A 23,527-nucleotide genomic window follows, 5' to 3' on the forward strand; every position below is an offset into this window, starting at 1 on the left:
ATGATCACTAAAACGAACGTCGTTACAATGAAACAAAACGCAGAATTTGACGATCCACAACTGGAGGTTATGAACGGCAGTACCGAACAGATGAGGGACGCGCGGGCAATCGCTGAAGTAGCGGCTTTAAACACAAATTACCTGCCTAGCCTGCTTGCCAAATCCCGAGGATGGTGCGAAGTGGTGATCGGCTCCCGTAGCACCCTCGAAAATAGCTGCCAAGCCATCGCCATAGAACTCGATCTTGCCGTATCAAGGGTGCGCAGCTACCAAGAAGAACTGGCGCAAATGGACGACGAGGAGGACCAAGAGGACGCCGTAAGCGGTGGAAACGCCCGCCTGGCGAGGGCCATTAAAGCAACCGGTGAAGAGGCCAGCAAACTGGCATCAGCCTTGAGCAACATGAGTGACCACTTTGACCCGGCCAAGACAAAGGCCTACTGGTTGGAGTTTGCAAGCGGGAACGAACAATTGATCGCTGACATTCAGCAACTCACTGAAGCACGTGACGTGTTTTCCGCACAGCGTAAAGTCATTACCAATGCCATGGCAACGCTTGAGGCCGTCGGCCTTATGAGCATCGGCGAAGATGCCATTTTGACGGCGGAAAAAATCGCCGGTATGGGCATGCAACCACCGAAAATGGCACTGGTACAAATGGCCCTCGACCAAATGAAAAAAACGTTAGCTGATGCACAGGCTGCGTTTAGCTACTTGTCGATGGTCGCCGAGCGTGATGGACTACGAAAAAAGATTGACGCTAAATCTGACGCTATTACCGTCCTCGAAAAAAGTAACCTTTTGGTCATAGAGCGCATGAAGTTTCTCACCGCGGTTCATACCATGGACGAACAACGTAAGCTCTACCGCGCCGAGTTCAAAAAAGTTGTTTCTTCGGTCAACCTGTTCTTGACGATTAACGCGGCGGCGACGATGGAGGACGCTGACGCTTCCCTTCAGTTTATTAATAACGCATCGCAGCTAGTGAGCTACCTTAGCGCGATTCGATAGTACAGCGCTTTCAGGGTTCATCATTCACAGCAGAGGGAGGATTGAGTGCAGCCTTCCTCCGCACCTTACTGCTATTCAAACGCGAACTTCAAACATGACACTAACCTCAAACCGCGACCCTTTGACTGTAACGTTGAAACGGTACAGGCTGTTTTTGCAGACACTGTCTCAGCAGACTGAATCTATCGTTACGAATCTAAACATGGCGTCTAACGCAAAGTACCGTCAACACCTACAACCCTCACTGAACTTTTTACTTCCCGTTGCTGAAAACAGATCAACATTCTGGCCCATTGATCTCGAAGAATTACCTAGCCGGCATGCCAAGCTAAACGGCTTAATGGCTGATGTAATTATAGTATCTGAACAGCTCAGCCATGCCAGCACGTTATTAAGCCGTGAACAGAAGAAAGTCCCACTCTCGGAACTTAATTTTTATGGACCGCCCTTCTCTCTGATGGCTCGCTTAACGACGCTCAGTCTCGCCGCCCCGGTGGCCTTTATCGAGCACATCAGGAAGCACATTAACGAGGCAACGAAAGCTTATTCTGACAGAGTTTTTTCGTCTTCGATCATCTTGGACAGCGTCCCCTTGATCGTGCCACCTGCGATCAGGTTTATGGAGCAGGTCGCTACGCTCTATGCTAAACAGCAAGGCGTTAATTCAGGTTACCTTTTACACCTGCTGTCCGACTCACACGCCGCTGCAACATCTGGCACGCCTGACGTGGAGGCGAAGTTGGCATCTGTACGGAAAGCGGTGGCAACCACAAACACGCTTTACATCGATACGATGCTGGCATCCGGCAACATGGTGGCCTATTACACTCGCGTCAGTCAGCTATTAAATGAATCAGCCCAACTGATGGTCAACGTTAACCCACGCAACACGATCCTTGAACTTGAGCGAGCGCTGGGCATGATGGTGCCGAGCTTGAAAGAAGTCGTTTATCAGCTTAGCGATTTTGAGCGTGTATGACAGGTATAAAAAAGCCCATGAAGCATCATGGGCTTTTGATGACTCGCTAGCCGTCAGACGTAAAACGATTTCAAGGGTGGAAAGCCATTGAATTCTACGGCGCTATAGCTTGTGGTATACGCGCCCGTGGACAACCAATACAAACGATCGCCAATCGCCAAGTTTAACGGCAGGCCATACTTGTAGTTCTCGTACATGATGTCGGCGCTGTCGCAGGTAGGACCAGCGATCACCACTTCTTCCATTTCGCCCTTCTTCTCGGTCCAGATCGGAAACTTGATCGCTTCGTCCATGGTTTCAATCAAGCCGGAGAATTTGCCCACATCCGTGTACACCCATCGCTCAACGGCAGTGCGCGATTTACGCGCGACCAACACCACTTCGCTGACCAGAATACCGGCGTTGGCAATCAACGAACGACCCGGTTCCAAGATGATTTCCGGCAGGTCGTCGCCGAAGTCTTCCTTGAGAAAGCGAATAATTTCTTCGGCGTAGGTTTCCAGGCTGTTGGTGCGGGTGATGTAGTTGGCCGGGAAGCCGCCACCCATATTGATCAGTTTGAGGATGATGCCGTCTTCTTCTTTCAGACGCTCAAAGATCACTTTGACCTTGGCAATGGCTGCGTCCCACACGCTGATGTCTCGCTGTTGCGAACCCACGTGGAACGAGATGCCGTAAGGTACCAAGCCCAACTCACGTGCGAGGATCAGCAGGTCCATGGCCATGTCGGTCTGGCAGCCGAACTTGCGCGACAACGGCCAATCAGCAGTGGTCGAACCTTCGGTAAGAATACGGACGTAAACTTTGGAGCCCGGCGCCGCCTTGGCGATGTTGCGCAGGTCGGCTTCAGAGTCGGTGGCAAACAACCGCACGCCCTTCTCGTAAAAGTACCGAATGTCCTTGGATTTCTTGATGGTGTTGCCGTAGCTCATGCGATCAGGCGTTACGCCCTCGCCCATGACTTTATCCAGCTCGTAGATCGAAGCGATATCGAAGCTGGAGCCCTTGTCCTTAAGCAGGTTGATGATTTCAACCGCTGGGTTGGCTTTGACGGCGTAATAGATCTTGGCGAAATCGAAGCCTGCGCGCAGGTCATCGTAGGCCTTGTCGATCATCGCAGTGTCAATGACCACGAATGGGGTTTCATGCTGATCGGCAAACGCCTTCATTTTGTTGAAGGTGGTGAGCTCAAAATAGTCTTCGACTTTGATCATGCTGGATCTCCTACGGGGCAAACTGGATTAATCAATGGGTGCGAATGAACGTCCTCCGTGTGTATCCCCACTTTGGTTCGCCTACTTCCCAAGGCCATCGCCGAAAGCAAAAAGGCCATGGGAAAAAAGCGCTTCCCTTGGCCTTGCTGTCTCGTCGTCAGTACTTGAGCCGGATGGATCGTTTCCAGCATGGACGTTCGGCGCGAACTTTAGGACTTGATAGCCTTGAGATCAACAAAAAATGTCGCGTTTTTGCACACGTCCGTCGCAAGGGGTCAGGCATTGACCTGTGTAACCGCCCCGTGTGACAGGTTGATGTTCCCTACCGAGACTCCATACAACACCTGTAGGGGCCAACTCGTTGGCGAGACATCATCCCTGACGCGCCGCTTATGGCCCTTCGCCAACAAGTTGGCTCCTACAGACAGCTAGGCTTCAGCGACCAACTCAGCCGGCGAAACGATGCTGGTTTTACCCCCACGGGATTTGCCGGAGCTCAGGTACTCGGCAATCGACTCCTGCGTGACTTCGCCCAGGAAAACGTTCTGCGCATCTAATACCGGTAACCAGGAACGATTAAATTCGTACATGCGCGACAGCAGAATCCGCAGATGCTCATCGAAAGCAGCCGTGGCATTGAACTCAAGCAAGAATTGCGCGCAGGTGCCGGTTTGACGATGCAAGTCGCGACGGCGAACGTAACCAAGGCCTTTGTTTTCGGCATCGGTGACTACCACGTAACGGCGGTCAAGCTCGTCCATCAGTTCCAACGCTTCGGCGACCGGAGTTTCAGGGCTGACCGACGGCGCGTTGTCCGCCGCGTCTTCGGCTTTTACCAACAACAGACGCTTGAGGGTGCTGTCCTGGCCAACGAAGCTTTTTACAAAGTCATCTGCCGGGTGTGCCAGTAAGGTGTCGGGGTGGTCGACCTGAATTAGTTTGCCGCCACGAAAAATCGCGATTTTGTCGCCGAGCTTTATTGCTTCGTCGATGTCGTGGCTAACCATGATCACGGTCTTGTTTAGCGCCCGCTGCATCTCGAAGAACTCATTTTGAATCGACTCACGGTTGATCGGGTCAACCGCGCCGAACGGCTCATCCATCAACAACAGTGGCGCGTCTGCGGCCAAGGCGCGGATCACGCCGATCCGTTGTTGCTGACCGCCGGACAATTCTCGCGGGTAGCGGCTCAGGTACTGCTTGGGCTCAAGCTTGACCATCGCCATTAATTCGATAGCGCGGTCGCGGCACTTCTGTTTGTCCCACCCCAACAAGCGCGGAACGATGGTGATGTTTTCTTCGATGGTCATGTTCGGAAACAGGCCGATCTGCTGAATGACGTAGCCGATATTACGGCGCAGGGTCACTTCGTCCAGACCGCTGGTGTCTTCGCCGTTGATCAGCACCGTGCCGGAGGTTGGCATGATCAAACGGTTAATCATTTTCAGCGTGGTGCTCTTGCCGCAACCCGACGGCCCGAGGAACACGCAAATTTCGCCCTCGTTGACGGTCAGGCTCACTGAATCCACGGCGGTGACGTCTTTGCCGTTGGTGTGAAAAGTCTTGGTCAGGTTCTGCAGCTCGATCATTTGCTTGGGACTGTTCATTTCAGTAATCCTTTTGGAGTCAGCGTGCGTTGCAGCCATTGCAGAAGCAGGTCGGCGAAGATGGCCAGAAGACTGACCAATACCGCGCCCACGATTAGCATCGACATATCGCTGCGGCTGATTGAAGCAAGAATAAGTACACCCAAACCGCCCGCGCCAATGGTGGCGGCGATGGTCATGACACCAATGTTCATCACCACGGCCGTGCGCACCCCAGCGAGGATCACTGGGACCGCAATCGGCAGCTCAACCATGCGCAAGCGCTGGCTGAAAGTCATGCCGATGCCTTTGGCGGCTTCGCGGATGCCCGGCTCGACGCCAGTTAGTGCCAAATAGGTGTTGCGCATGATCGGCAGCAGTGAGTACAGAAATACGGCGGTGATCGCCGGCATCGGGCCCAGCCCTTGGCCGAATTTTGAATAGAACGGCAATAACAGACCAAACAGTGCTATCGACGGCACCGTCAGCAGTACGGTAGCGCCGGCTTGCAGCGGTCCGGCCAGCGTCGGGAAGCGGGTCATCACGACGCCCAGCGGCACGCCGACAATAATCGCCAAGGTCACCGCCACGCCGACTAACGTGATGTGCTGCAAAGTCAGGTGCAGGATCAGCGACCAGTCCAGATGGGAGAAGGTGTTCAAGATGTTCATGTCTTCTCCTTGATCAGTTAAGTGGGTGTTCGCGCAGAAAATCTGCGGCAACGAGGGAGGGACTGTCGTGGTCCACATCCACCCGAGCGTTCAACGCACGCATGGTGTCGTCGTCTAACAGTTCCGCCAGCGGTTTGAGCTGCGCAGCCAGGTCCGGGTGAGCGTCGAGGTAATCCTTGCGGATCACCGGGGCCGCGGTGTAATCCGGGAAATAGTGCTTGTCGTCGGCGAGCACCTTGAGGTGAAACGCGTTCAGACGACCGTCGGTGGTGTAGACCAATCCGGCGAACACCTGGCCATTACGCAGCGCGGTGTAGACCAGCCCGGCGTCCATCTGACGGGTGTTCTCCCGGTTCAGGTTCATGCCGTAGTCCTTGACCATGCCGACCAAGCCGTCGGAGCGGTTAGCGAACTCGGTATCCAGCGCAACGATATGATCTTCCTTCGCCTCGTCTTTCAAGACCTTGGTCAGGTCGCTGATGCTGTTTATCTGGGGGTATTTGTCGGCAATTTTTTTCGGCAATGCCAGCGCGTAGGTATTGCTGAACTTGGACGGTGCCAGCCAAACCAGACCCTTCTTCAGGTCCAGCGCTTTCACCCGTGCATAGGATTGCTCGCTGTCGAGTTTTTCAGCGACGTGGTTGTAAGACACCAACGACACACCGGTGTATTCCCAGAGCATGTCCAATTGGCCACTTTCCTGAGCGCTACGTGCCAGGTTACTGCCCAGCCCGCCGGTAACCTGGACTTCATAACCCTTGGCCCTGAGGTACTGCGCGGTGATTTCCGCAAGGATCGTTTGCTCAGTAAATACCCGAGCTCCGATACGAATCACCGGTTTGTCAGCGGCGCTGGCCAAACCTGAGAGCAACAAGGCAAAGCCTATGAATAAGCATGATTTTTTCATTGGTTTTTCCTCTCTCAGCGGGCCAGGCCGCGTTCCAGCCAGATACGGCTGGCTAGCGTCACCACACCGTCAAGCAATAGCGCGAGCAAAGCGGTACAGGCCGCACCGAGTAATAGTTGCGGCTGATTGTTCAGCGCAATGCCGGGAAAAATCAGGCTGCCCAGACTGTTCGCGCCAATCAAAAACGCCAGCGGCGCAGTGCCGACGTTGATTGCCAGCGAGACCCGCACGCCACCGATAATGATCGGCACGGCATTGGGCAGCTCAACGCGCAACAGCACTTGGCGCGGTGTCATGCCAATTCCGACGGCCGCTTCCTTGAGTGAGCTTTGAACGTTTTTCAGGCCTTCATAAGTGTTGCGCACAATGGGCAACAACGAGGCGAGGAACAGCGCGAAGATGGCGGGTCCGCTGCCAATGCCGAGGATCCCAAGGGCAATGGCCAACACGGCGAGAGGAGGAACGGTGTTGCCAATATTGAAAACTTGCATGAAGCGTTCAGCGCTACGAACCATGCTCGGTCGGCTGAGGACAATACCGGCCGGTATACCGACCACCAGTGCCGCCAACATTGAAACCACGACCAAAATCAAATGCGCTTGCAGGTAGAACCACAGGTCGTCTTGGTACTTTACGATGGTACTGATGCCGATCCAATGGACCAGCAGGGCCAGAAGCGCAATAACAACTGCACCTCCCAATAGCCCCTTGCCATAGCGATTAGCCACAGGCGGACTCCTTTTTTACGTCGGCGAACGCGTTGCCGTAGCGGGTCATTTCTGACCGCACTGATAAGTGCAATAACGTTCGCGAAGAGCAGCGGGTGGGTCGCCGGTAAGGGGTTAACCTCGGCGAAAACACAAGCCATTAGCGTAGCTTCGTCAAGCTAACGTGTTGATTTATCAGCCCCAGATACTGGCCGTATCGGGGGAGTGGACGTCTCTACAGTGCGAAAGGTTCCCACATAAGATAGTAATTGGCCACCTTGCGTCGACTGAACGGTTCGGTTATTGCATCCAATTGAGCTATAATCTGCCCCCTTTTTTGATCACCTGCCAGGCGATTTCCCATGACCAACCAGGCCGCCGAAGTCGCGAAACGCCGCACCTTCGCCATCATTTCCCACCCGGATGCGGGCAAGACCACCATCACGGAAAAACTGCTGTTGATGGGCAAGGCGATTTCCATCGCGGGCACGGTGAAATCTCGTAAGTCCGACCGCCATGCGACGTCTGACTGGATGGAGATGGAAAAGCAACGCGGCATTTCCATCACCACGTCGGTCATGCAGTTTCCGTATCGCGATCACATGATCAACCTGCTCGACACCCCGGGCCACGAAGACTTCTCCGAAGACACTTACCGTACCCTGACCGCAGTGGATTCAGCACTGATGGTGCTCGACGGCGGTAAAGGCGTCGAGCCACGGACCATCGCCTTGATGGACGTTTGCCGTCTGCGTGACACGCCTATTGTCAGCTTCATCAATAAGCTCGACCGCGACATCCGCGACCCGATCGAACTGCTCGACGAAATAGAAGCAGTCCTCAAGATCAAGGCGGCGCCGATCACCTGGCCGATTGGTTGCTACCGCGATTTCAAGGGTGTTTATCACCTGGCCGACGATTACATCATTGTGTACACCGCCGGTCATGGCCATGAGCGCACCGACGTCAAAATCATTGAAAAGCTCGATTCCGACGAAGCCCGCGCCCACTTGGGTGACGAGTACAACCGCTTCTGCGATCAGTTGGAACTGGTGCAAGGCGCCTGTCACGAATTCAACCAACAGGAATTCCTCGACGGCCAACTGACGCCAGTGTTCTTCGGTACAGCGCTGGGTAACTTCGGGGTTGATCACGTGCTTGATGCGGTGGTGAACTGGGCGCCACAACCGTTGGCCCGTGTCGCCAACGAGCGCACCGTGGAGCCGAACGAAGAGAAATTCAGCGGCTTTATTTTCAAGATCCAGGCAAATATGGACCCCAAGCACCGCGACCGTATCGCGTTTATGCGCGTGTGTTCCGGCCGTTATGACAAGGGCATGAAAATGCGCCATGTGCGTTTGGGCAAAGAAGTGCGGATCGGCGACGCGCTGACGTTTTTCTCCTCCGAGCGTGAGCAGTTGGAAGAAGCCTTTGCCGGCGACATTATCGGTTTGCACAACCATGGCACGATCCAGATTGGCGACACCTTCACCGAAGGCGAAAACCTGGGCTTCACTGGCATCCCGCACTTCGCCCCGGAACTGTTCCGCCGCGTACGCCTGAAGGACCCGCTGAAGTCCAAGCAGTTGCGTCAGGGCTTGCAACAACTGGCCGAAGAAGGCGCCACTCAGGTGTTCTTCCCGACGCGCAGCAACGACATCATTCTCGGCGCCGTCGGTGTGCTGCAGTTCGATGTGGTCGCGAGCCGTTTGAAGGAAGAATACAAAGTCGAATGCGCTTACGAGCCAATCACCGTGTGGTCAGCGCGCTGGATCGATTGCAGCGATAAGAAGAAGCTGGAAGAGTTTCAGATCAAAGCCGTGGAAAACCTGGCGGTTGATGGCGGCGGTCACTTGACCTACCTGGCACCGACCCGCGTTAACCTGGCATTGATGGAAGAACGCTGGCCCGATGTGAAATTCCGCGCGACTCGCGAGCATCATTAACTGACGACTGAGCAACGCCGCTCGCCAACAAGTCTGTAGGAACCAACTTGTTGGCGAGGCGCCCGTGTCAGGTTGACCGCGTAAAACCTCTCGCCAACAAGTTGGCTCGTACAGCGATGTACTATTGCAACCAGCCCGCAGTTCCCAGCCAGCCCGGTGCCGTTTTCTGCAGCCAATCGCTGGCGGCCGGGTTGTGTTTCACGCGGCTGTCGAGAAAGGCTTGGCTAACCGCCTGAATCGATGCCACTTGTTTCGGGTCTGGAACAGGCTCAGCCCCGACAGGACTGTGAGCGCCCGACCCGACGAGTTTGGTTTTGGCGTGGGATTTTCCGCCTGGGGTGTGATCCTCGCTCGGTGGCGCCTTGAGCGCTTTTCCTTCGGTGGGAATGGGCACCAAATCTGAGCCAGACAAGGTCTTGTACGTTGCACGCGACATTCTCAGGCGATGGCTGCCTGCAGCGGTCACCGCCGCACCCACCATTTCGCGCTGCTGATTAGAGCTGACCCAGTTGAACGGGTCTTCGTCGTCTTGGCTGGTGATCGTCAAGACCGGCGAAGCGATGCGTGCGAACGTCTCAGGCCTGGCCTGGATTTCGGCATAAGGACTGATCAGCAGTACGGCTTTGGGCTGCACATCAACGCCGGTTGCACTGTCGGTTTGACCCGCCCCCGCCACCGCAGCCGCCGTTTGCGCGCCCAAATCAAAACCGGCCACGGTTACTTGGTTCCAATCAATGGACGCTAACTGCGCATCACCTTTAGCCGCCCGAGCCCGCACTTCGGTTAACACTTTTTGCAGCGTGCTCAACCGGTCGCGCAAAGAAGCGTTGGAATAGCGATCAGCCGCCAATTCACGAAACACGCCCGCCTGGGCTTGCCCCGTCAAGTAAAGCGCCGGACCGTAAGCTTGCCCCTGAACCGACAACACGGCGTACCCGGCCTGCGCCCAAGCATTGCGCCATTGCTCGCCCCCTGAGGCTGACTCACCAAGGCCCGGCAGATAAATAATCAGCGGTAAACGCTCATGGCTAACGGGCGCCATCCACGCGACACTCACCGATTGCCGGCCCAACTTCCACGTATCATCCCAACTGGTGATTTCGTTATGGGCCGGTTGATACCCGGTGGTCAGGTCTTTGTTCACCTGCTCGATAAATTTGATGTGCGGTTCCGCTGGGTCGCTAGCGCAGCCGGTTGTCAGACCTATTGTGCCAAGCAGCACACTCACAGCAAGCCAATGTCTCGGTTGAAAATTCATGCGCCCCACAGGTCCATCCCTATCAGTTGGCTCGGCTATAGCGAGCAAGCCTAACCGCACCGGCTTCATGCAACGAGCCCGGCACAGTAAATAATCGGTAAAGGCTCAGCCTCACGCGGCGTAATTTGCCAGCTTCTTCTGGATGAAGTCGAGAAAACATTGAATACGCAGCGCTAACTGTGAGTTTCGGTAGTACACCGCGTGAATCGGCTGCCGATAACCGCTGTTGGCTTCGGGCAAGATCACCTGCAAGCGCTTGAGGCGAATGTCTTCGTGGGTCATGAAGTGTGACAGGCAAACAATGCCCTCCCCGGCCAACGCTAATTGGCGCAGGGTTTCTCCGCTTGAAGCACAAAGCGCTGGCTGAATCTGCAGCCGATCCCCTTCGGCGTGCCGCAACGGCCAATGATTTAGGGTTTGGGTCTGGGTGAAACCGATTAGCGCATGATTGGCCAGCGCTTCAACCGTGGTCGGCGTGCCGTGCTTTTTGAGGTACGCCGGGCTGGCGAGAATGTTCAACGGGCTGCTGCCCAGCGAGCGCGCATGCAGGGTTGAATCGGCCAGGGTGCCAATCCGGATCGCGACGTCTGTGCTTTGTTCGAGGAGGTCGATGATCAGGTCGTTGCTGTTCAGCTCCAACTCGATATCGGGGTACAACGCGCGAAACTCGGGCACATAGGGCACCACGGCGTGCAGCATGAACGGCGACGCCGCATTGATCCGCAAGCGCCCGGCGGGGGTTTGTTGGCGCAGGGTTAAGCGTTCTTCAAGGTCGTCCATTTGCGCGAGGATATGTTTGGCTTTTTCGAGGAAAAATTTACCTTCTTCGGTCAAATCCATACGCCGCGTGGTGCGGTTGATCAGGGTTGTTTCCAGCTTCGCCTCAAGCCGCGACAACGTGCGGCTGATCGCCGAAGGGGTTTGCCCGACGTGCTCGGCGGCGGCTGATATCGAACCGCTTTCGATCACAGAAACAAACACCTGCAACTCATCGGATCTGGCTTTCACTGTTGTTCTCCGCTCAAAACTGGCTAGATATTAGCGTTGTTTTGCCCAAAGAACGGTGCCCTTTCTGTGGAGCCAGATTCCCAATGGGACCGAATTCATTCATGCCCTGAGGTCATTGACACGGTTGATAGCAAGCAGCCACGAATCCTGTGGGAGTAGGCTTGCCTGCGAAGAGGCCCGTAATCGCGCCGCTGATGTCGACCTGAAAACTGGGGCGCTGCGTTGACGCTTTCGTTGGCAAGCCCACAGAGACATCGGCAGAGTAGGCACTGAACATCTGATCGCAGCCTTCGGCAGCGCCTACAGAAGATCGTGTGTCGCCAAACCCGTGGGACCGAATTTCTTCGGGAAGGCACCAACGCGGTATTTCAGGAAAACGCGCCAGCCGCTTCCCGAATAAATTCGGTCCCACAGATTTAAACGCTAAACACCTTTGCCAGATGCGCCTCATAACGCTTCACATCCGCCTCAATGGCCGGGACCTTCATCACGTCTACGCACAGGAATGTCGGCAGCGCCGCCAGGCCCAGAAATTCGTTGGCCTTATGGAACGGGAAATATACCGCGTCCACACCCTTGCCTTCGAAAAAGTCAGCCGGGTCGTCGAACGCCTGTTGTGGCGCGTTCCAGGTAGCGGAAATCATGTACTGCTTACCGTGCAACAGACCACCACTGCCATAACGCTGGGAAGCGTCGGAGCGGGTGCGACCGTCGTTGGCGTACAGGCTGCTATAACCTTCGGTGAACACCTCGTCGATGTACTTTTTTACGATCCACGGCGCGCCCATCCACCATGCCGGCATCTGATAAATGATCACGTCAGCCCAAACAAACTTCGCCACTTCCTCAACCACGTCATAACCGGCATCGATCTGTGTTTCTTTAACGTCGAAGCCCGAGTGGTCGAGAAAGGCCAGTGCGGCGTTGTGCAAGGTAGCGTTGTATAAACCATCGGAGTGCGCGAATTTTTTACCGCCGTTCAGTAGCAAAATCTTTTTCATGGGGTTCTCATCGAGAAGAGTGCAAATCGGATGACGGCAGAATACCAATGCGTAAACGATGGAATAACCCTTGACCGGCCAAAATACTTTTGATCAATACGCACGAATCAAACCTGGATTGTTGCCGATCATTAATTAAAGAGCAGGTGTAATCCAAGCAATCCCATTCCAATAAAGAACACACGCTTGAACAGCACGGCGCTGATGCGATGGCGCAACCACTGGCCAAGCATCATCCCCAATAACGCCGGCACCAGCGCTAACAGCGAGGCGCCCATTTCACCGCCGCCCAGCGCTCCGCGCCAATACAGGCCCGCCGCCAATGCCAGCGTCGATACGGTGAACGACAAACCCAGTGCTTGAACCAACGGGTTGCGGTCCAGGCCCAACGCTTGTAAATAAGGCACGGCTGGAATCACAAATAATCCGGTAGCGGACGCCACAAACCCGGTAATCAATCCACACAGCGGCCCAAGCCACAGCTCGAATCTCGGCGCGATGCGCAGCGGCGGCAGAAACAATCCAATCAGCGCATACAGCACCAAGCCCCCACCCAACGCGCGACTCATTGACTGATCCAAACCCATGCCCAACCAGAGCGTGCCCAACCCAGTCCCTAGAAAGATCAATAACAACATCGGCCACAATCGCTTGATCAATGCTCGCAATTGCCCGCCAGTTGCCAGTTGCCAAAGATTGGTCACTGTTGCCGGAATGATCAGCAAGGCAGCTGCCTGCGCCGGCAACATAGCCAAACCCAATAACCCCATGGCGACCGTGGGCAAGCCAAGACCGATCACACCCTTAACCACGCCAGCTATCATGAAGACGCACAGCACCAGCAAGGACAACGCCCATCCGAGGTGCTGGTAGATTTCGATAAATGTTTTCATCTGCCGATGTTGGCTGGACCGAAGGTATCTGAACAGTTGCCATATACTGAGGCTGCCTCAGGCAAAGACGGAGGCTGATCTTTACAGGTAAATTCACATGCGCTTCGACCTGATTGACCTTCGGCTATTTCTCAATATCACCGAGAGCGGCAACATAACCGCCGGGGCCTCGCGCAGCCATTTGTCGTTGGCATCCGCTAGCGCACGGGTTCGGGCGCTTGAAGCGTCACTGGGGACGCCCTTGCTGGAGCGTGGACGACGTGGCGTTACGCCCACTCCAGCGGGCAAAGCAATGACGCGGCATGCCCGGCTGATCTTGCAGCAGGTTGATCGCATGCAGTTTTGTTTGACCGATTACGCAAAGGGGTTCAAAGGTCAGGTCCGGCTGCTGTGCAATACCTCAGCGCTGACCGAGTACTTGCCAGAATTGTTAGCTGACTTCTTGATTAAGCATCCTTCCATCGATGTTGATCTGGAAGAACACCCCAGCCTGAGAATTCTGGAAGCGGTGCGTCAGGGCGCAGCAGACATCGGTATCATTTCCGATGCAGTGGATGCCAGCGACCTGCAAACAGTGCCATTTCGCGACGACCCGCTGGCGTTGGTCATGCCACTGGACCATGCGCTAAGCAGTCATCAAGCCCTTTGCTTTGCCCAGACGCTGGACTACGATCACATCGCGCTAGCGTCCAACAACGCGATGTCGATTTACCTTGAAGAACAGGCTTTGCATGCTGGCAAACGCCTACGCATTCGGGCGCGGGCCGAAGGATTTTCCGGTGTCATGCGCATGGTCGCGCGCGGCACCGGGCTCGGGATTGTCCCGCAAGCGGCGGTAGACCGCTGGCAACACGCCCATCACCTCAAAAGTGTGCCGTTGAGCGACCCGTGGGCTGATCGAAAACTGCTGCTTTGTGCGGCAGATTTCAACGTACTGCCGGGGTATGCCAAAACGTTATTGAACGACTTGACCACCGCGTTTCTGGATACCTCGATGTCGAGCACAGACAACTGACGATCAGGCAACCGTCCTATGGTGTGCGCGCGCTATCAATCGCGCGCCCACCTTTTGGAGTTGCCATGCCTACGCCGATTACCGTCCTTCGCGACACTCACCCGCTGCCCATACTTGATGCCTGCAAATGGGAAAAGCTCGAAGGTGATCCGCACACCGTCAACCTCAACGCCTACACCTCCGAGGACGGCAGCAAAATCATGGGCACCTGGATCTGCACACCGGGCAAATGGCGCGTGGATTATGTGAAGTGGGAATACTGCCATTTTCAAGAAGGCTACTGCATCATCACCCCGGACGGCATGGAACCTATTCACCTGCGTGCGGGCGATATTTTTATCGTTGAGCCGGGTATGAAAGGGATTTGGGAAGTGGTTGAGACGGTCAGGAAGTATTTTGTTTTTGCTTGATAGCCAAACCTTAAAACAGCAGCGATTACGTCTGTGGTGGGCGCATATCTGTAGAAGACAACGTGTTGCGAGGCAGTCGAACAGGCACACCGAAGAGGCTTTTCGCCAACAAGTTGGCTCCTACAGAGATTGTGGAAGTCCTTCTAATATGCCGAAATCTGTGGGAGCAGGCTGCCTGCGAAGAGGCCGACCACCCCACACGAGCTTGAGCTAAACCGCCTTGACCGGAGCAATCAAAGGAGCCGGAACCGGATCAAGCACAACTTCAAAGCAGCACCCGCTCGGCTCCAGGCTCCTGAGGGTGACACTCCAGTGCTGGTTGTCGCAGATACGTTGTACCAGTGAAAGACCTAGACCAAGCCCTTCGCCGCGTTGTTCATCGCCTCTGACGAAGGGTTGGAACATAGCTTCGTGAAGGCTTTCGGGGATGCCGATGCCGCTGTCTTCAACGGTAAAACCATGAGGATTTAGCGTCAGTCGGATGAAGCCTGCGTCGGTGTAATGCCAAGCATTGCGCAGGAGGTTGCCCATCACCGAATGCACCAAGGTTGCGTTGAACAACGTGGGCAAGGTTTTGCCGGGATCGAACACCAGTTCCAGGCCTTTTTCGGCTATCGGTTTACGCCACAGGTCGACCAGTTCTTCCGCAATGTCCAACAGCGTCGAGCGCGGGCCGTGCCGGCTTTCGTTGCCTTCGACCCGCGCCAGCATCAGGAAGGTTTCGACCAACTGACTCATCCCGGCGCTGGCCCGCGCGATGCGCCTGACCTGATTGCGGGACCGATCATCTAATAAAGAACTTTCCAACAACAATTCGCACGAACTGGCCAACACCATTAAAGGCGTTCGCAGCTCATGGCTGACGTCGCTGGTGAACAGTTTTTCCCGAACCAGCGCCGCGTGCAATCGGCCCAAGGTGGCGTCGAACGACACCGCCAGCTCGCCGACTTCATCACGGGCATAGTTAGGCGATAACGCCGGGGCGAGTTCAAGGATTTGGTCGCGGTAGCGAACCTGGCGTGAGAGGTTGACCACTGGCGCCATCACGCGGCGCGCCAACAGTCGACCCAACAGGATCGCCAGCAGAATACTGAGGATGAAACCGACGAACACGATTCCAAATAGAATTTTTTCACGCTTTTCAAAGTTGCGCTGGTCACGCAGCAGCACATAACGACGACCGCCCACTATCTCGGCCATGGCGTAATAGGCTTTTTCGCCGCGGTACACTTCATGAAAGCCCGGTGTCAGCTCGGTCAAATCGCCGACCATGGCAAGCTCGCCGGCGCCACCGTCGACGTAAAATAGTTCTTCCTTTTCTGGCTTGTGGCTCCAGTTTTCGACGTTATCCATCACCATTAGCCGGTGCAAATCCCGGCCGAGACTGGCGGTGGTCAATCGTTTCTCGACGACGTGCACCGTCGCGATAATGCCTACGGCGAACACCCCGGCCACCAGCACGCTCATCAGCGCAAAGACCATGACGATCCTTTGCTTCAAGCTGTGCTTGATGCCCATCGACTTCCAGAACTTCAACGACATTCAGGCTTTACACATACAAGAGGGCACCGGGATCGAGGCCAATAGGCGCCATGATACCCGCCTATTGAGGGCCTTAAAACTCCGCGTTCACTCAGGCTTGCGATAGGACTCGATGATCGCCGAAAAATCCTTGCCACCTTCACCACGCAAGCTCATTGCCTGGTACAACTGCTGGGCGACTGCGCCCAGGATTACCGGTTGATGAGCCACCCGCGCCGCTTCGGTCGCCAGGCCCAGGTCTTTGAGCATCAGGTCCGCACCAAAACCGCCGGTGTAGCCGCGTGATGCCGGAGCGGTTTCGACGATGCCCGGCCACGGGTTGTAGACCTCCGAACTCCAGCAACGCCCAGTGGAGCTGTTGATGATGCTGGCCAAAATGCCAGTATCGATCCCTAAGGTGTTGCCCAATGCCATGGCCTCGGCGACACCGATCATGGAGATGCCCAACAGCATGTTGTTGCAGATTTTGGCGATTTGCCCGGTGCCGACGTCGCCGCAATGGACGATGTTTTTGCCCATCTGCGCCAAGACCGGTTTCAGCACTTCGAAATGTTCTGCACTGGCGCCCACCATAAAGGTCAGGGTTCCAGCTTGCGCGCCGCCGGTGCCGCCCGACACCGGTGCATCACCGAGAACCACGCCTTGTTTGGCCGCCGCCGCCGCCACCTCACGGATGGTCTGCGGGTCAATGGTGCTGCAATCCACTGCCGGTACGCCACCGCTAATCCCGGCCAGCACGCCGTCGTCGTTCAGGTAAACGCTGCGCACATGGGCAGCGGCGGGGAGCATGGTGATCACCAACTCGACACCTTGGGACGCGTCCTTGGGTGACGCGCTGACGGTGGCGCCCAGTGCGCCAAGTTCCGCCAGTACGGTTTTATTGAGGTCGAACAGGTTGAGTGAATGACCGGCTTTGATCAGGTTGCGCGCCATGGGCGCACCCATATTACCGAGACCGATGAATGCAATTTTCATGTTTTTCTCCTTTTCCTGTGGGAGCCAACGTGGTGGCGAGGCCGCTTGATGCGGTGCGCTGGAAAATGCTTCGCCAACACGTTGGCTCCTACAGGTGATTGCTTAGCGCAGGTTGATGGTGGTGTTGACGCCATCGTTCACACTGCTGTCATCAAACCAGCGACTGGTGACGGTTTTGGTCTGGGTGTAGAACTGCACCACTTGCTTGCCGTACGGACCCAGATCGCCGAGTTTCGAGCCGCGCGACCCGGTGAAGCTGAAATACGGCACCGGCACAGGGATTGGAATGTTGATGCCCACTTGGCCGACGTCGATCTCGTTCTGAAACTTGCGCGCTGCTGCGCCGCTTTGGGTGAACAGGCCGGTGCCGTTGCCGTACGGGTTGGCGTTGACCAAGGCAATCGCCTGATCGAGGGTGTCGACTTCCAGAACCACCAGCACGGGGCCGAAGATTTCTTGAGTATAAATTTGCATCTCGGTGGTGACACCGGAAAACAGAGTCGGCCCAACAAAGTTACCGTCCTCAAAGCCCGGTACCGAAATGCCACGACCATCCAGCTCAAGCTTGGCGCCCTCGCGAACGCCGCTTTCGATCAAGCTCAACACACGCTCTTTCGCACGCTTGGAAATAAGTGGACCGACATCGGTGCCCGCTTCGCTACCGGCATTCACCGTAAGTTTCTGCGCCAGCGCTTTGAGGTCCGGCAGCCATTGTTTAGCCGCGCCCACCAACACCACCACAGAGGTGGCCATGCAGCGTTGACCGGCGGCACCGAAACCTGCGCCCACCAGCGCATTAAGGGTTTGCTCACGGTTGGCATCAGCCAGCACCACGGCATGGTTTTTCGCGCCCATCATCGATTGCACGCGCTTACCGTGCTGACCGGCGAGATTGTAAACATGAGTGCCAACTTCGGTTGAACCGACGAAGGAGACGGCTTTGATGTCTTTGTGGGTGCAGATGCCATCCACCACTTGCTTGCCGCCGTGCACCACATTGAGTACGCCAGCCGGTACGCCGGCCTCGACTGCCAACTCAACCAACAACAGGGTCGACATGGGGTCTTGTTCAGACGGTTTAAGCACGAAGGTGTTGCCGCAGGCGATGGCCATCGGGAACATCCACAGCGGAATCATGGCTGGGAAGTTGAACGGGGTGATCCCGGCGCAGACACCGATCGGTTGACGCAAGGTGTAGGTATCGACACCCCCTGCGACGTTTTCCGAGAATTCGCCCATCTGCAAGGTGCCGATAGAACACGCGTGTTCAACCACCTCTAGGCCGCGAAAGATGTCGCCTTCGGCGTCGGCGATGGTTTTGCCTTGCTCAGCGCTCAGCACCGCCGCGATGCGCTTGGAGTGTTCACGCACCAGCGCTTGAAGCTTGAGCATGATGCGCATCCGCGCACCGATAGGCGTATGGCGCCAGGTCTGGAACGCCAGTTTCGCGGCAGCGACGGCGGCGTCCACTTCGGCTTCAGTGGCGAACGGCACTTGCGCCAGTACTTCTTGGGTGGCCGGGTTAACGATGTCGCGCCATTCAGTGGTTTTCGAATCGACCCACTCACCACCGATCAGCAGTTTGACCCGGGCAACCGCGCCGGATGTGTTGTTGATGGAAAGGCTCTGTAAAGCGTTCATGCACGTTCTCCAGTGTTCGAGCGGCCCCGTCAGGGGCGGCGATAAATTCAGATCAAGCAGTACGCCTTCAAGATCTGTTCAGGGCGCGCGATACCGCGCCGGATCGGGTTTCATCAGCGCCGTACAGAACAGCGCAATCACGGCCATGCCAATGAGGTAAACAATGACGTAGTGCGGGCTGCCGTCGGCATACGCTAACAATTTAGTAGCAATCATCGGCGCGAACCCGCCACCCAGTACGCCGGCCAGTTGCACGGACACCGAGATGCCGCTGTAACGAATTTCCGCAGGGAATTGCCGAGCGAACAACAGTGATTCAGGGGCATACATGATCGGGAAGACCACCCCGACCGCCAGCACCATCGCCCACCAGACCAGCACCGGCTCGCGTGTTTCGAGCATGGCAAAGAATGGATAGATGAAGGCGCAGAGCAGTAACAATCCGGCGAAGTACAAGCGGCGCTGGCCAACCTTGTCTGAGAGGTACCCGCAGAACGGCATGGTGATCAGCGACAAGGCCGCACCGCAGGTAATCGCATAGAGCACATCGGCCCGGGGGATCTGCAACTGGTTGGCGGCGTAGGCCAGGGCGAAAGTCACTGACATATAGAACCAGGCGTTTTCCGCGGTGCGGGCGCCGATAATTGTCAGGGTTTCCCGTGGGTGTTGACGCAGCACTTGGAACAGCGGGATTTTGACCGCAATGTTCTGCGCTTTGATTTTTTCGAACGCGGGTGATTCAGGGACCTTCAGACGGATCAACCAACCGATGCCCAGCAACACGACGCTGGCAATAAACGGCAGGCGCCAACCCCAGGTGAGCATGTCCGCTTCAGGCAGTTTCGCCACCAGGCCCATGGCCAACGACGCCAATACCAAGCCTGCACCAACACCGGTTTGCGGCAGGCTGCCATAAAAACCTTTTTTGCCTTCGGGAGCATGTTCGACGGCCATCAGCACCGCCCCGCCCCATTCACCGCCCACCGCCATGCCTTGTAGAAAGCGCATCAACACCAGAATCAACGCGGCCCAGTAGCCGATTTGATCGTAGCTCGGGATCAGCCCGATAACGATAGTCGGAATTCCCATCATCATCAGCGTGAGCAACAGCATGGACTTACGCCCGATGCGGTCACCAAAGTGGCCGAAGATAACCCCACCCAACGGCCGGCCAAGAAAGCCCACGGCGTAGGTGGCGAAAGCGGCCAACACTCCAGTGATCGGGTCCAGCGCAGGAAAAAATATTTTGCCGAAGATCAGCGCGGCAGCGGTGCCGTAGAGGAAAAAGTCATACCACTCGATGGTGGTACCGGCCATGCTTGCCATACCGGCGAGCCGATAGGATGCGATCTTTTTTGCAGGACTGGCGCCAGCGAAACCTGCGCCCACAGTTGTAGCGTTCTTCATAAACTCCTCCGCTTATTATTTTTGTGCAGGGTGTTATGGCATGTAGCTTCGTTTAGCGATGTGGTGAGCGGCCTTGCTGATTAGGTCTCCTGAGCCACTGATCCTGAGTTTGGTCATGGGCGTGTTTTGGAGTATAGATGTGCAAACATCTAATAAGAACGCACATAAAAACCGGATCAACATGCAAAAAAACATCACCTCTTTGAACCTGCTGAACTGGGACGACCTCAAATTTTTCCTGGAAGTCGCCCGCACCCGCAAGGCCAGCATTGCAGCCAAACGCCTGGCGGTGGACTACACCACGGTGTCGCGACGGATTAATTCACTGGAGGCGGCGCTGGGCACATTGCTGTTCGAAAAATCCCGCAGCAACGGCTTCATTCTGACCGCCGAAGGCCAGCGTTTGTTGGGGTATGCCGAGTCGATTGAAAGTACGCTGCACTTGGCGTGCGAGCAAGTTTCAGGCTCCGGCGTGGCGCTGTCTGGGCATATTCGAATGGGCTGTACCGAAGGGTTCGGCAGCTTTTTTATCACCCCGCAACTGACCCATTTTCTCGATGCCTACCCGGCGATATCGGTGGACATCCTGCCACTGCCGCACTTCATCAGCCTGTCCAAGCGCGAGGCCGACATCGTGATCGCGCTGGAGCGTCCGGAACATGGGCCTTATGTGTGCTGCAAGCTGTGCGATTACAGCCTGCGGCTCTACGCGACTCAGGATTATCTCGATAGCCATGCGCCGATCAAACGCAGCGCCGATTTGGCTAACCATTCGTTCATCAGTTACGTCGATGACTTGGCGTTCAGCTCTGAGTTGCTGTACCTGAGCAACCTGCTGCCCGGCGCCAGCGCCAACCTGCGCAGCACCAGCGTCATCGCCCAATACGTCGCAGCGCTGCAAGGCCGATCGCTGGCGATACTGCCGTGTTTTCTTGCCGCGCAAGATTCGCGGCTACTGCCGGTGTTGGAGGACGAAGTGAATATCACACGGCAGTTTTGGATGTACTGCCGGGAAGACCTGAGGAAGCTCAAGCGGATCACCTTGTTGTGGGATTACATCCGCGCGGTAACTGAGCAGAACCGCCCGCTGTTGCTGGGGGAAACTAAGGGGACGGTGTTTGCTTCGGAGTAGTCTGCAAGGACTCAGGGAGGGTAAATATGACCGCGTCTGTGGGACTGGCGCGGTTCGGGTAGTTCTGAAGAAGTCATCGAAGCGGTTTAGTTTAGAAATCTCTGAACTATCGATTTGAGCTTTCCTATTCTTTCCTGTCCCGCACCCCACCTAAGATCATTCTCACACGGGACCGAAACCCCAGAGATTCGGCCCAAGGATTACCTCTTTCTGCTGCTGCCCCCCGTTGCCCGACCCGGTCTTGCCGTTGTCGTGCTGTGCCGTAGCCCGAGGAATCTTTGAGGTCGTTGATGAAACTGGAAATATTCCGAACGCTTTGGGGTTACACCGCCAGTAAGGTCCAAGCATTGGAGGAGCTGCTCGAAGCCGGTTTTGACGGCATCGAAGCGCGCCTTCCACTGGAAGCCAGCGAACGAGCGGAGTTTGCCACGTTTCTGCGGGCCAATCGGCTGGGCTACATCAGCACCGTGTTCACCGCTTATAACGTGTTGCCCGAGCAAGCCGCGCCGGTCGACGAGCACCTCCAGGACCTCGACAAAAAGCTCGCTTGGGCAGCAGAGCTGTCGCCGCGTTTCGTCAATGTGCTAGCCGGCAATGACCGCTGGCAGTTGCCGCAGCAGGTAGATTTTTTCGGCCGCGCACTGGAGCTGGCGCACAAGCATGGCCAAGTGTGCAGCTTTGAAACCCATCGATCGCGCTCGTTGTTCAACCCGTGGGTCACCCTCGAACTGATTCGCCAATTGCCCGAGCTGCGGTTCACCAGCGACATCAGCCACTGGATCGTCACCTGCGAACGTTTGCTCGACGATCCCGAGGACGACCTGAGCGCCTTCGTTGAGCGGGTCCATCACATTCAGGCTCGGGTCGGGTATGACCAAGGCCCGCAAGTCCCTCACCCCGCCGCGCCGGAATACGCCAAAGAGTTGGCTTTCCATCAACAGCACTGGGAAGCGATCTGGCGCTCACAACAAGCGCGTGGCTATCAGGTCAGCACGTTGACCCCCGAGTTTGGCGCCGACGGCTATTTGCATCACCTGCCATTTACCAATGTTCCGGTGGCCGATCTGTGGTCGCTGAACGTGTGGATGGCACAGGCCGAACGCGAGCATTTCAAACGTTTTACTCATTCGTCCCGCCATTAAGGAGCGCTTTTCCATGCCTGAATTGTTACCCAAAGCAGCGCCCTCGCTGGCCGCTAACTTCAACAGCATCCCGATGGTGGACATTGCCGGGCTGTTCAGCGCCGACCTTGAAGAGCGTCAAGCAGTGGCCGAAAAACTGGGCGCCGCGGCCCGTGACGTCGGTTTTCTGTACATCAAGAACCACGGTATCGAAGCGCAGTTGATCAACGGGTTGTATCAGGCCGCCAAGGACTTTTTCGATCAGTCTTTCGAGACCAAGATGCAGCATTACATCGGCACCTCGAAAACCCATAAAGGTTTCGTTCCCGAAGGTGAAGAGGTGTACGCCAAGGGCAAGCCGGATCACAAAGAAGCCTTCGACGTCGGTTTCGAAGTGCCCGCCAATGACCCTTTGGTACTGGCCAGCACGCCATTGCTTGGCCCTAACGAGTGGCCGCTGCTGCCCAATTTCAAGGAATCGGTGCAAGCCTATTACGCGGCGATCTTTGCCCTGGGCCGCCGGTTGTTCGATGGCTTCGCACTGGCATTGGGCCTGGAAGAGGGCTATTTCGATGCGATGGTGACGCGCCCGCCGTCGAAGCTACGCCTGATCCACTATCCATTCGACGATGCAGCTCAAGACGCGCCCGGTATTGGTGCGCACACCGACTACGAGTGCTTCACGATATTGCTCGCCGATCAGCCGGGCCTTGAAGTGATGAACGATCAAGGCCAATGGATCGACGCGCCGCCCGTGGAAGGCGCCTTCGTTGTGAACATTGGCGACATGCTTGAGGTGATGACCGCTGGTACGTTCGTTGCAACAGCTCATCGGGTCAGAACAGTGAGTCAGGAGCGGTATTCCTTCCCGTTGTTCTACGCCTGCGACTTCCACACCCAGATCAAGCCGCTGCCCAGTTTCGCGCAGGCCGGCAAGGATTACGAGGAAATCGCCATCGGTGAGCACATGTTCGGCCAGGCGCTGCAAACCTATCAGTACTTACGCAAGCGGGTGGAAAACGGCGAAATCATCCTGCCGGAAAAAGCCCGTAAACCGTCGAGTTTCGGGCATTTGAAAAACCAGACCCCGGACGCGCCGTAAA

At 56.1% G+C, this 23,527-nt stretch carries 21 protein-coding genes; 8 read left to right on the forward strand and 13 right to left on the reverse strand.

Annotated elements, in window-relative coordinates; all coding sequences use genetic code 11:
• Complete coding sequence (locus RHM65_RS02370) at nucleotides 1–1,011, forward strand: alpha-xenorhabdolysin family binary toxin subunit B (RefSeq protein ID WP_322167558.1); 1,011 nt, start codon at nucleotides 1–3, stop codon at nucleotides 1,009–1,011.
• Nucleotides 1,012–1,213: 202 nt separating this feature from the next.
• Entirely contained in the window at nucleotides 1,214–1,990 is a 777-nt protein-coding gene (locus RHM65_RS02375) for a hypothetical protein (RefSeq protein WP_322167557.1), read from the forward strand.
• 53 nt (nucleotides 1,991–2,043) lie between these two features.
• On the opposite strand, the gene RHM65_RS02380 is transcribed toward RHM65_RS02375, so the two are convergent.
• From RHM65_RS02380 to RHM65_RS02400, 5 genes are all read right to left on the reverse strand, one after another.
• Nucleotides 2,044–3,204 (reverse strand): type III PLP-dependent enzyme, encoded by a 1,161-nt coding sequence (locus RHM65_RS02380; protein WP_322167556.1) that lies wholly within the window; start codon nucleotides 3,202–3,204, stop codon nucleotides 2,044–2,046.
• Between the two features lie 428 nt (nucleotides 3,205–3,632).
• Nucleotides 3,633–4,793 (reverse strand): ABC transporter ATP-binding protein, encoded by a 1,161-nt coding sequence (locus tag RHM65_RS02385; protein WP_322170713.1) that lies wholly within the window; start codon nucleotides 4,791–4,793, stop codon nucleotides 3,633–3,635.
• 14 nt (nucleotides 4,794–4,807) lie between these two features.
• Nucleotides 4,808–5,461, reverse strand: a complete 654-nt coding sequence (locus RHM65_RS02390; RefSeq protein ID WP_322167555.1) for an ABC transporter permease — start codon at nucleotides 5,459–5,461, stop codon at nucleotides 4,808–4,810.
• Nucleotides 5,462–5,474: 13 nt separating this feature from the next.
• A complete protein-coding gene (locus tag RHM65_RS02395) occupies nucleotides 5,475–6,368 on the reverse strand; it encodes a glycine betaine ABC transporter substrate-binding protein (RefSeq protein ID WP_322167554.1) in 894 nt (297 codons plus the stop codon).
• A 14-nt stretch (nucleotides 6,369–6,382) separates the two neighbouring features.
• On the reverse strand, nucleotides 6,383–7,096 hold the full coding sequence (locus RHM65_RS02400; protein ID WP_322167553.1) for an ABC transporter permease: 714 nt from the start codon (nucleotides 7,094–7,096) through the stop codon (nucleotides 6,383–6,385).
• Between the two features lie 341 nt (nucleotides 7,097–7,437).
• On the opposite strand from RHM65_RS02400, the gene RHM65_RS02405 reads away from it, so the two are divergent.
• Entirely contained in the window at nucleotides 7,438–9,021 is a 1,584-nt protein-coding gene (locus RHM65_RS02405; RefSeq protein WP_322167552.1) for a peptide chain release factor 3, read from the forward strand.
• Nucleotides 9,022–9,142: 121 nt separating this feature from the next.
• On the opposite strand, the gene RHM65_RS02410 is transcribed toward RHM65_RS02405, so the two are convergent.
• From RHM65_RS02410 to RHM65_RS02425, 4 genes are all read right to left on the reverse strand, one after another.
• Complete coding sequence (locus tag RHM65_RS02410) at nucleotides 9,143–10,279, reverse strand: alpha/beta hydrolase (protein ID WP_322167551.1); 1,137 nt, start codon at nucleotides 10,277–10,279, stop codon at nucleotides 9,143–9,145.
• 111 nt (nucleotides 10,280–10,390) lie between these two features.
• Nucleotides 10,391–11,287 (reverse strand): LysR family transcriptional regulator, encoded by an 897-nt coding sequence (locus RHM65_RS02415; RefSeq protein ID WP_322167550.1) that lies wholly within the window; start codon nucleotides 11,285–11,287, stop codon nucleotides 10,391–10,393.
• Nucleotides 11,288–11,703: 416 nt separating this feature from the next.
• Complete coding sequence (locus RHM65_RS02420) at nucleotides 11,704–12,288, reverse strand: NAD(P)H-dependent oxidoreductase (protein WP_322167549.1); 585 nt, start codon at nucleotides 12,286–12,288, stop codon at nucleotides 11,704–11,706.
• Nucleotides 12,289–12,419: 131 nt separating this feature from the next.
• Nucleotides 12,420–13,181: a sulfite exporter TauE/SafE family protein gene (locus tag RHM65_RS02425; RefSeq protein ID WP_322167548.1), complete on the reverse strand. Its 762-nt coding sequence runs from the start codon at nucleotides 13,179–13,181 to the stop codon at nucleotides 12,420–12,422.
• A 97-nt stretch (nucleotides 13,182–13,278) separates the two neighbouring features.
• Between RHM65_RS02425 and RHM65_RS02430 the strand changes: the two genes are divergently transcribed.
• Both RHM65_RS02430 and RHM65_RS02435 read left to right on the forward strand, forming a co-directional pair.
• Entirely contained in the window at nucleotides 13,279–14,196 is a 918-nt protein-coding gene (locus RHM65_RS02430) for a LysR family transcriptional regulator (RefSeq protein WP_322167547.1), read from the forward strand.
• A 65-nt stretch (nucleotides 14,197–14,261) separates the two neighbouring features.
• Nucleotides 14,262–14,606: a cupin domain-containing protein gene (locus tag RHM65_RS02435; RefSeq protein ID WP_322167546.1), complete on the forward strand. Its 345-nt coding sequence runs from the start codon at nucleotides 14,262–14,264 to the stop codon at nucleotides 14,604–14,606.
• A gap of 210 nt (nucleotides 14,607–14,816) precedes the next feature.
• Here the strand turns inward: RHM65_RS02435 and RHM65_RS02440 are convergent, their stop codons facing one another.
• From RHM65_RS02440 to RHM65_RS02455, 4 genes are all read right to left on the reverse strand, one after another.
• Complete coding sequence (locus RHM65_RS02440) at nucleotides 14,817–16,124, reverse strand: HAMP domain-containing sensor histidine kinase (protein ID WP_322170709.1); 1,308 nt, start codon at nucleotides 16,122–16,124, stop codon at nucleotides 14,817–14,819.
• A gap of 111 nt (nucleotides 16,125–16,235) precedes the next feature.
• Nucleotides 16,236–17,123 (reverse strand): 3-hydroxyisobutyrate dehydrogenase, encoded by an 888-nt coding sequence (mmsB, locus tag RHM65_RS02445; protein ID WP_322167545.1) that lies wholly within the window; start codon nucleotides 17,121–17,123, stop codon nucleotides 16,236–16,238.
• Between the two features lie 102 nt (nucleotides 17,124–17,225).
• Nucleotides 17,226–18,764 carry a CoA-acylating methylmalonate-semialdehyde dehydrogenase gene (locus tag RHM65_RS02450; RefSeq protein WP_322167544.1) on the reverse strand — a complete coding sequence of 513 codons (1,539 nt, stop codon included), beginning with the start codon at nucleotides 18,762–18,764 and terminating at the stop codon, nucleotides 17,226–17,228.
• Nucleotides 18,765–18,842: 78 nt separating this feature from the next.
• On the reverse strand, nucleotides 18,843–20,171 hold the full coding sequence (locus RHM65_RS02455; RefSeq protein ID WP_322167543.1) for an MFS transporter: 1,329 nt from the start codon (nucleotides 20,169–20,171) through the stop codon (nucleotides 18,843–18,845).
• A 181-nt stretch (nucleotides 20,172–20,352) separates the two neighbouring features.
• Between RHM65_RS02455 and RHM65_RS02460 the strand changes: the two genes are divergently transcribed.
• From RHM65_RS02460 to RHM65_RS02470, 3 genes are all read left to right on the forward strand, one after another.
• The gene (locus RHM65_RS02460) at nucleotides 20,353–21,303 is read left to right on the forward strand and encodes a LysR family transcriptional regulator (RefSeq protein ID WP_322170705.1); all 951 of its coding nucleotides are present in this window, start codon (nucleotides 20,353–20,355) and stop codon (nucleotides 21,301–21,303) included.
• Between the two features lie 290 nt (nucleotides 21,304–21,593).
• Complete coding sequence (locus RHM65_RS02465; RefSeq protein WP_322167542.1) at nucleotides 21,594–22,445, forward strand: sugar phosphate isomerase/epimerase family protein; 852 nt, start codon at nucleotides 21,594–21,596, stop codon at nucleotides 22,443–22,445.
• Nucleotides 22,446–22,458: 13 nt separating this feature from the next.
• A complete protein-coding gene (locus RHM65_RS02470) occupies nucleotides 22,459–23,526 on the forward strand; it encodes an isopenicillin N synthase family dioxygenase (protein ID WP_322167541.1) in 1,068 nt (355 codons plus the stop codon).
• Nucleotide 23,527: the final 1 nt, after the last annotated feature.

Source organism: Pseudomonas sp. CCI4.2 (assembly GCF_034350045.1).
Classification (GTDB): domain Bacteria; phylum Pseudomonadota; class Gammaproteobacteria; order Pseudomonadales; family Pseudomonadaceae; genus Aquipseudomonas.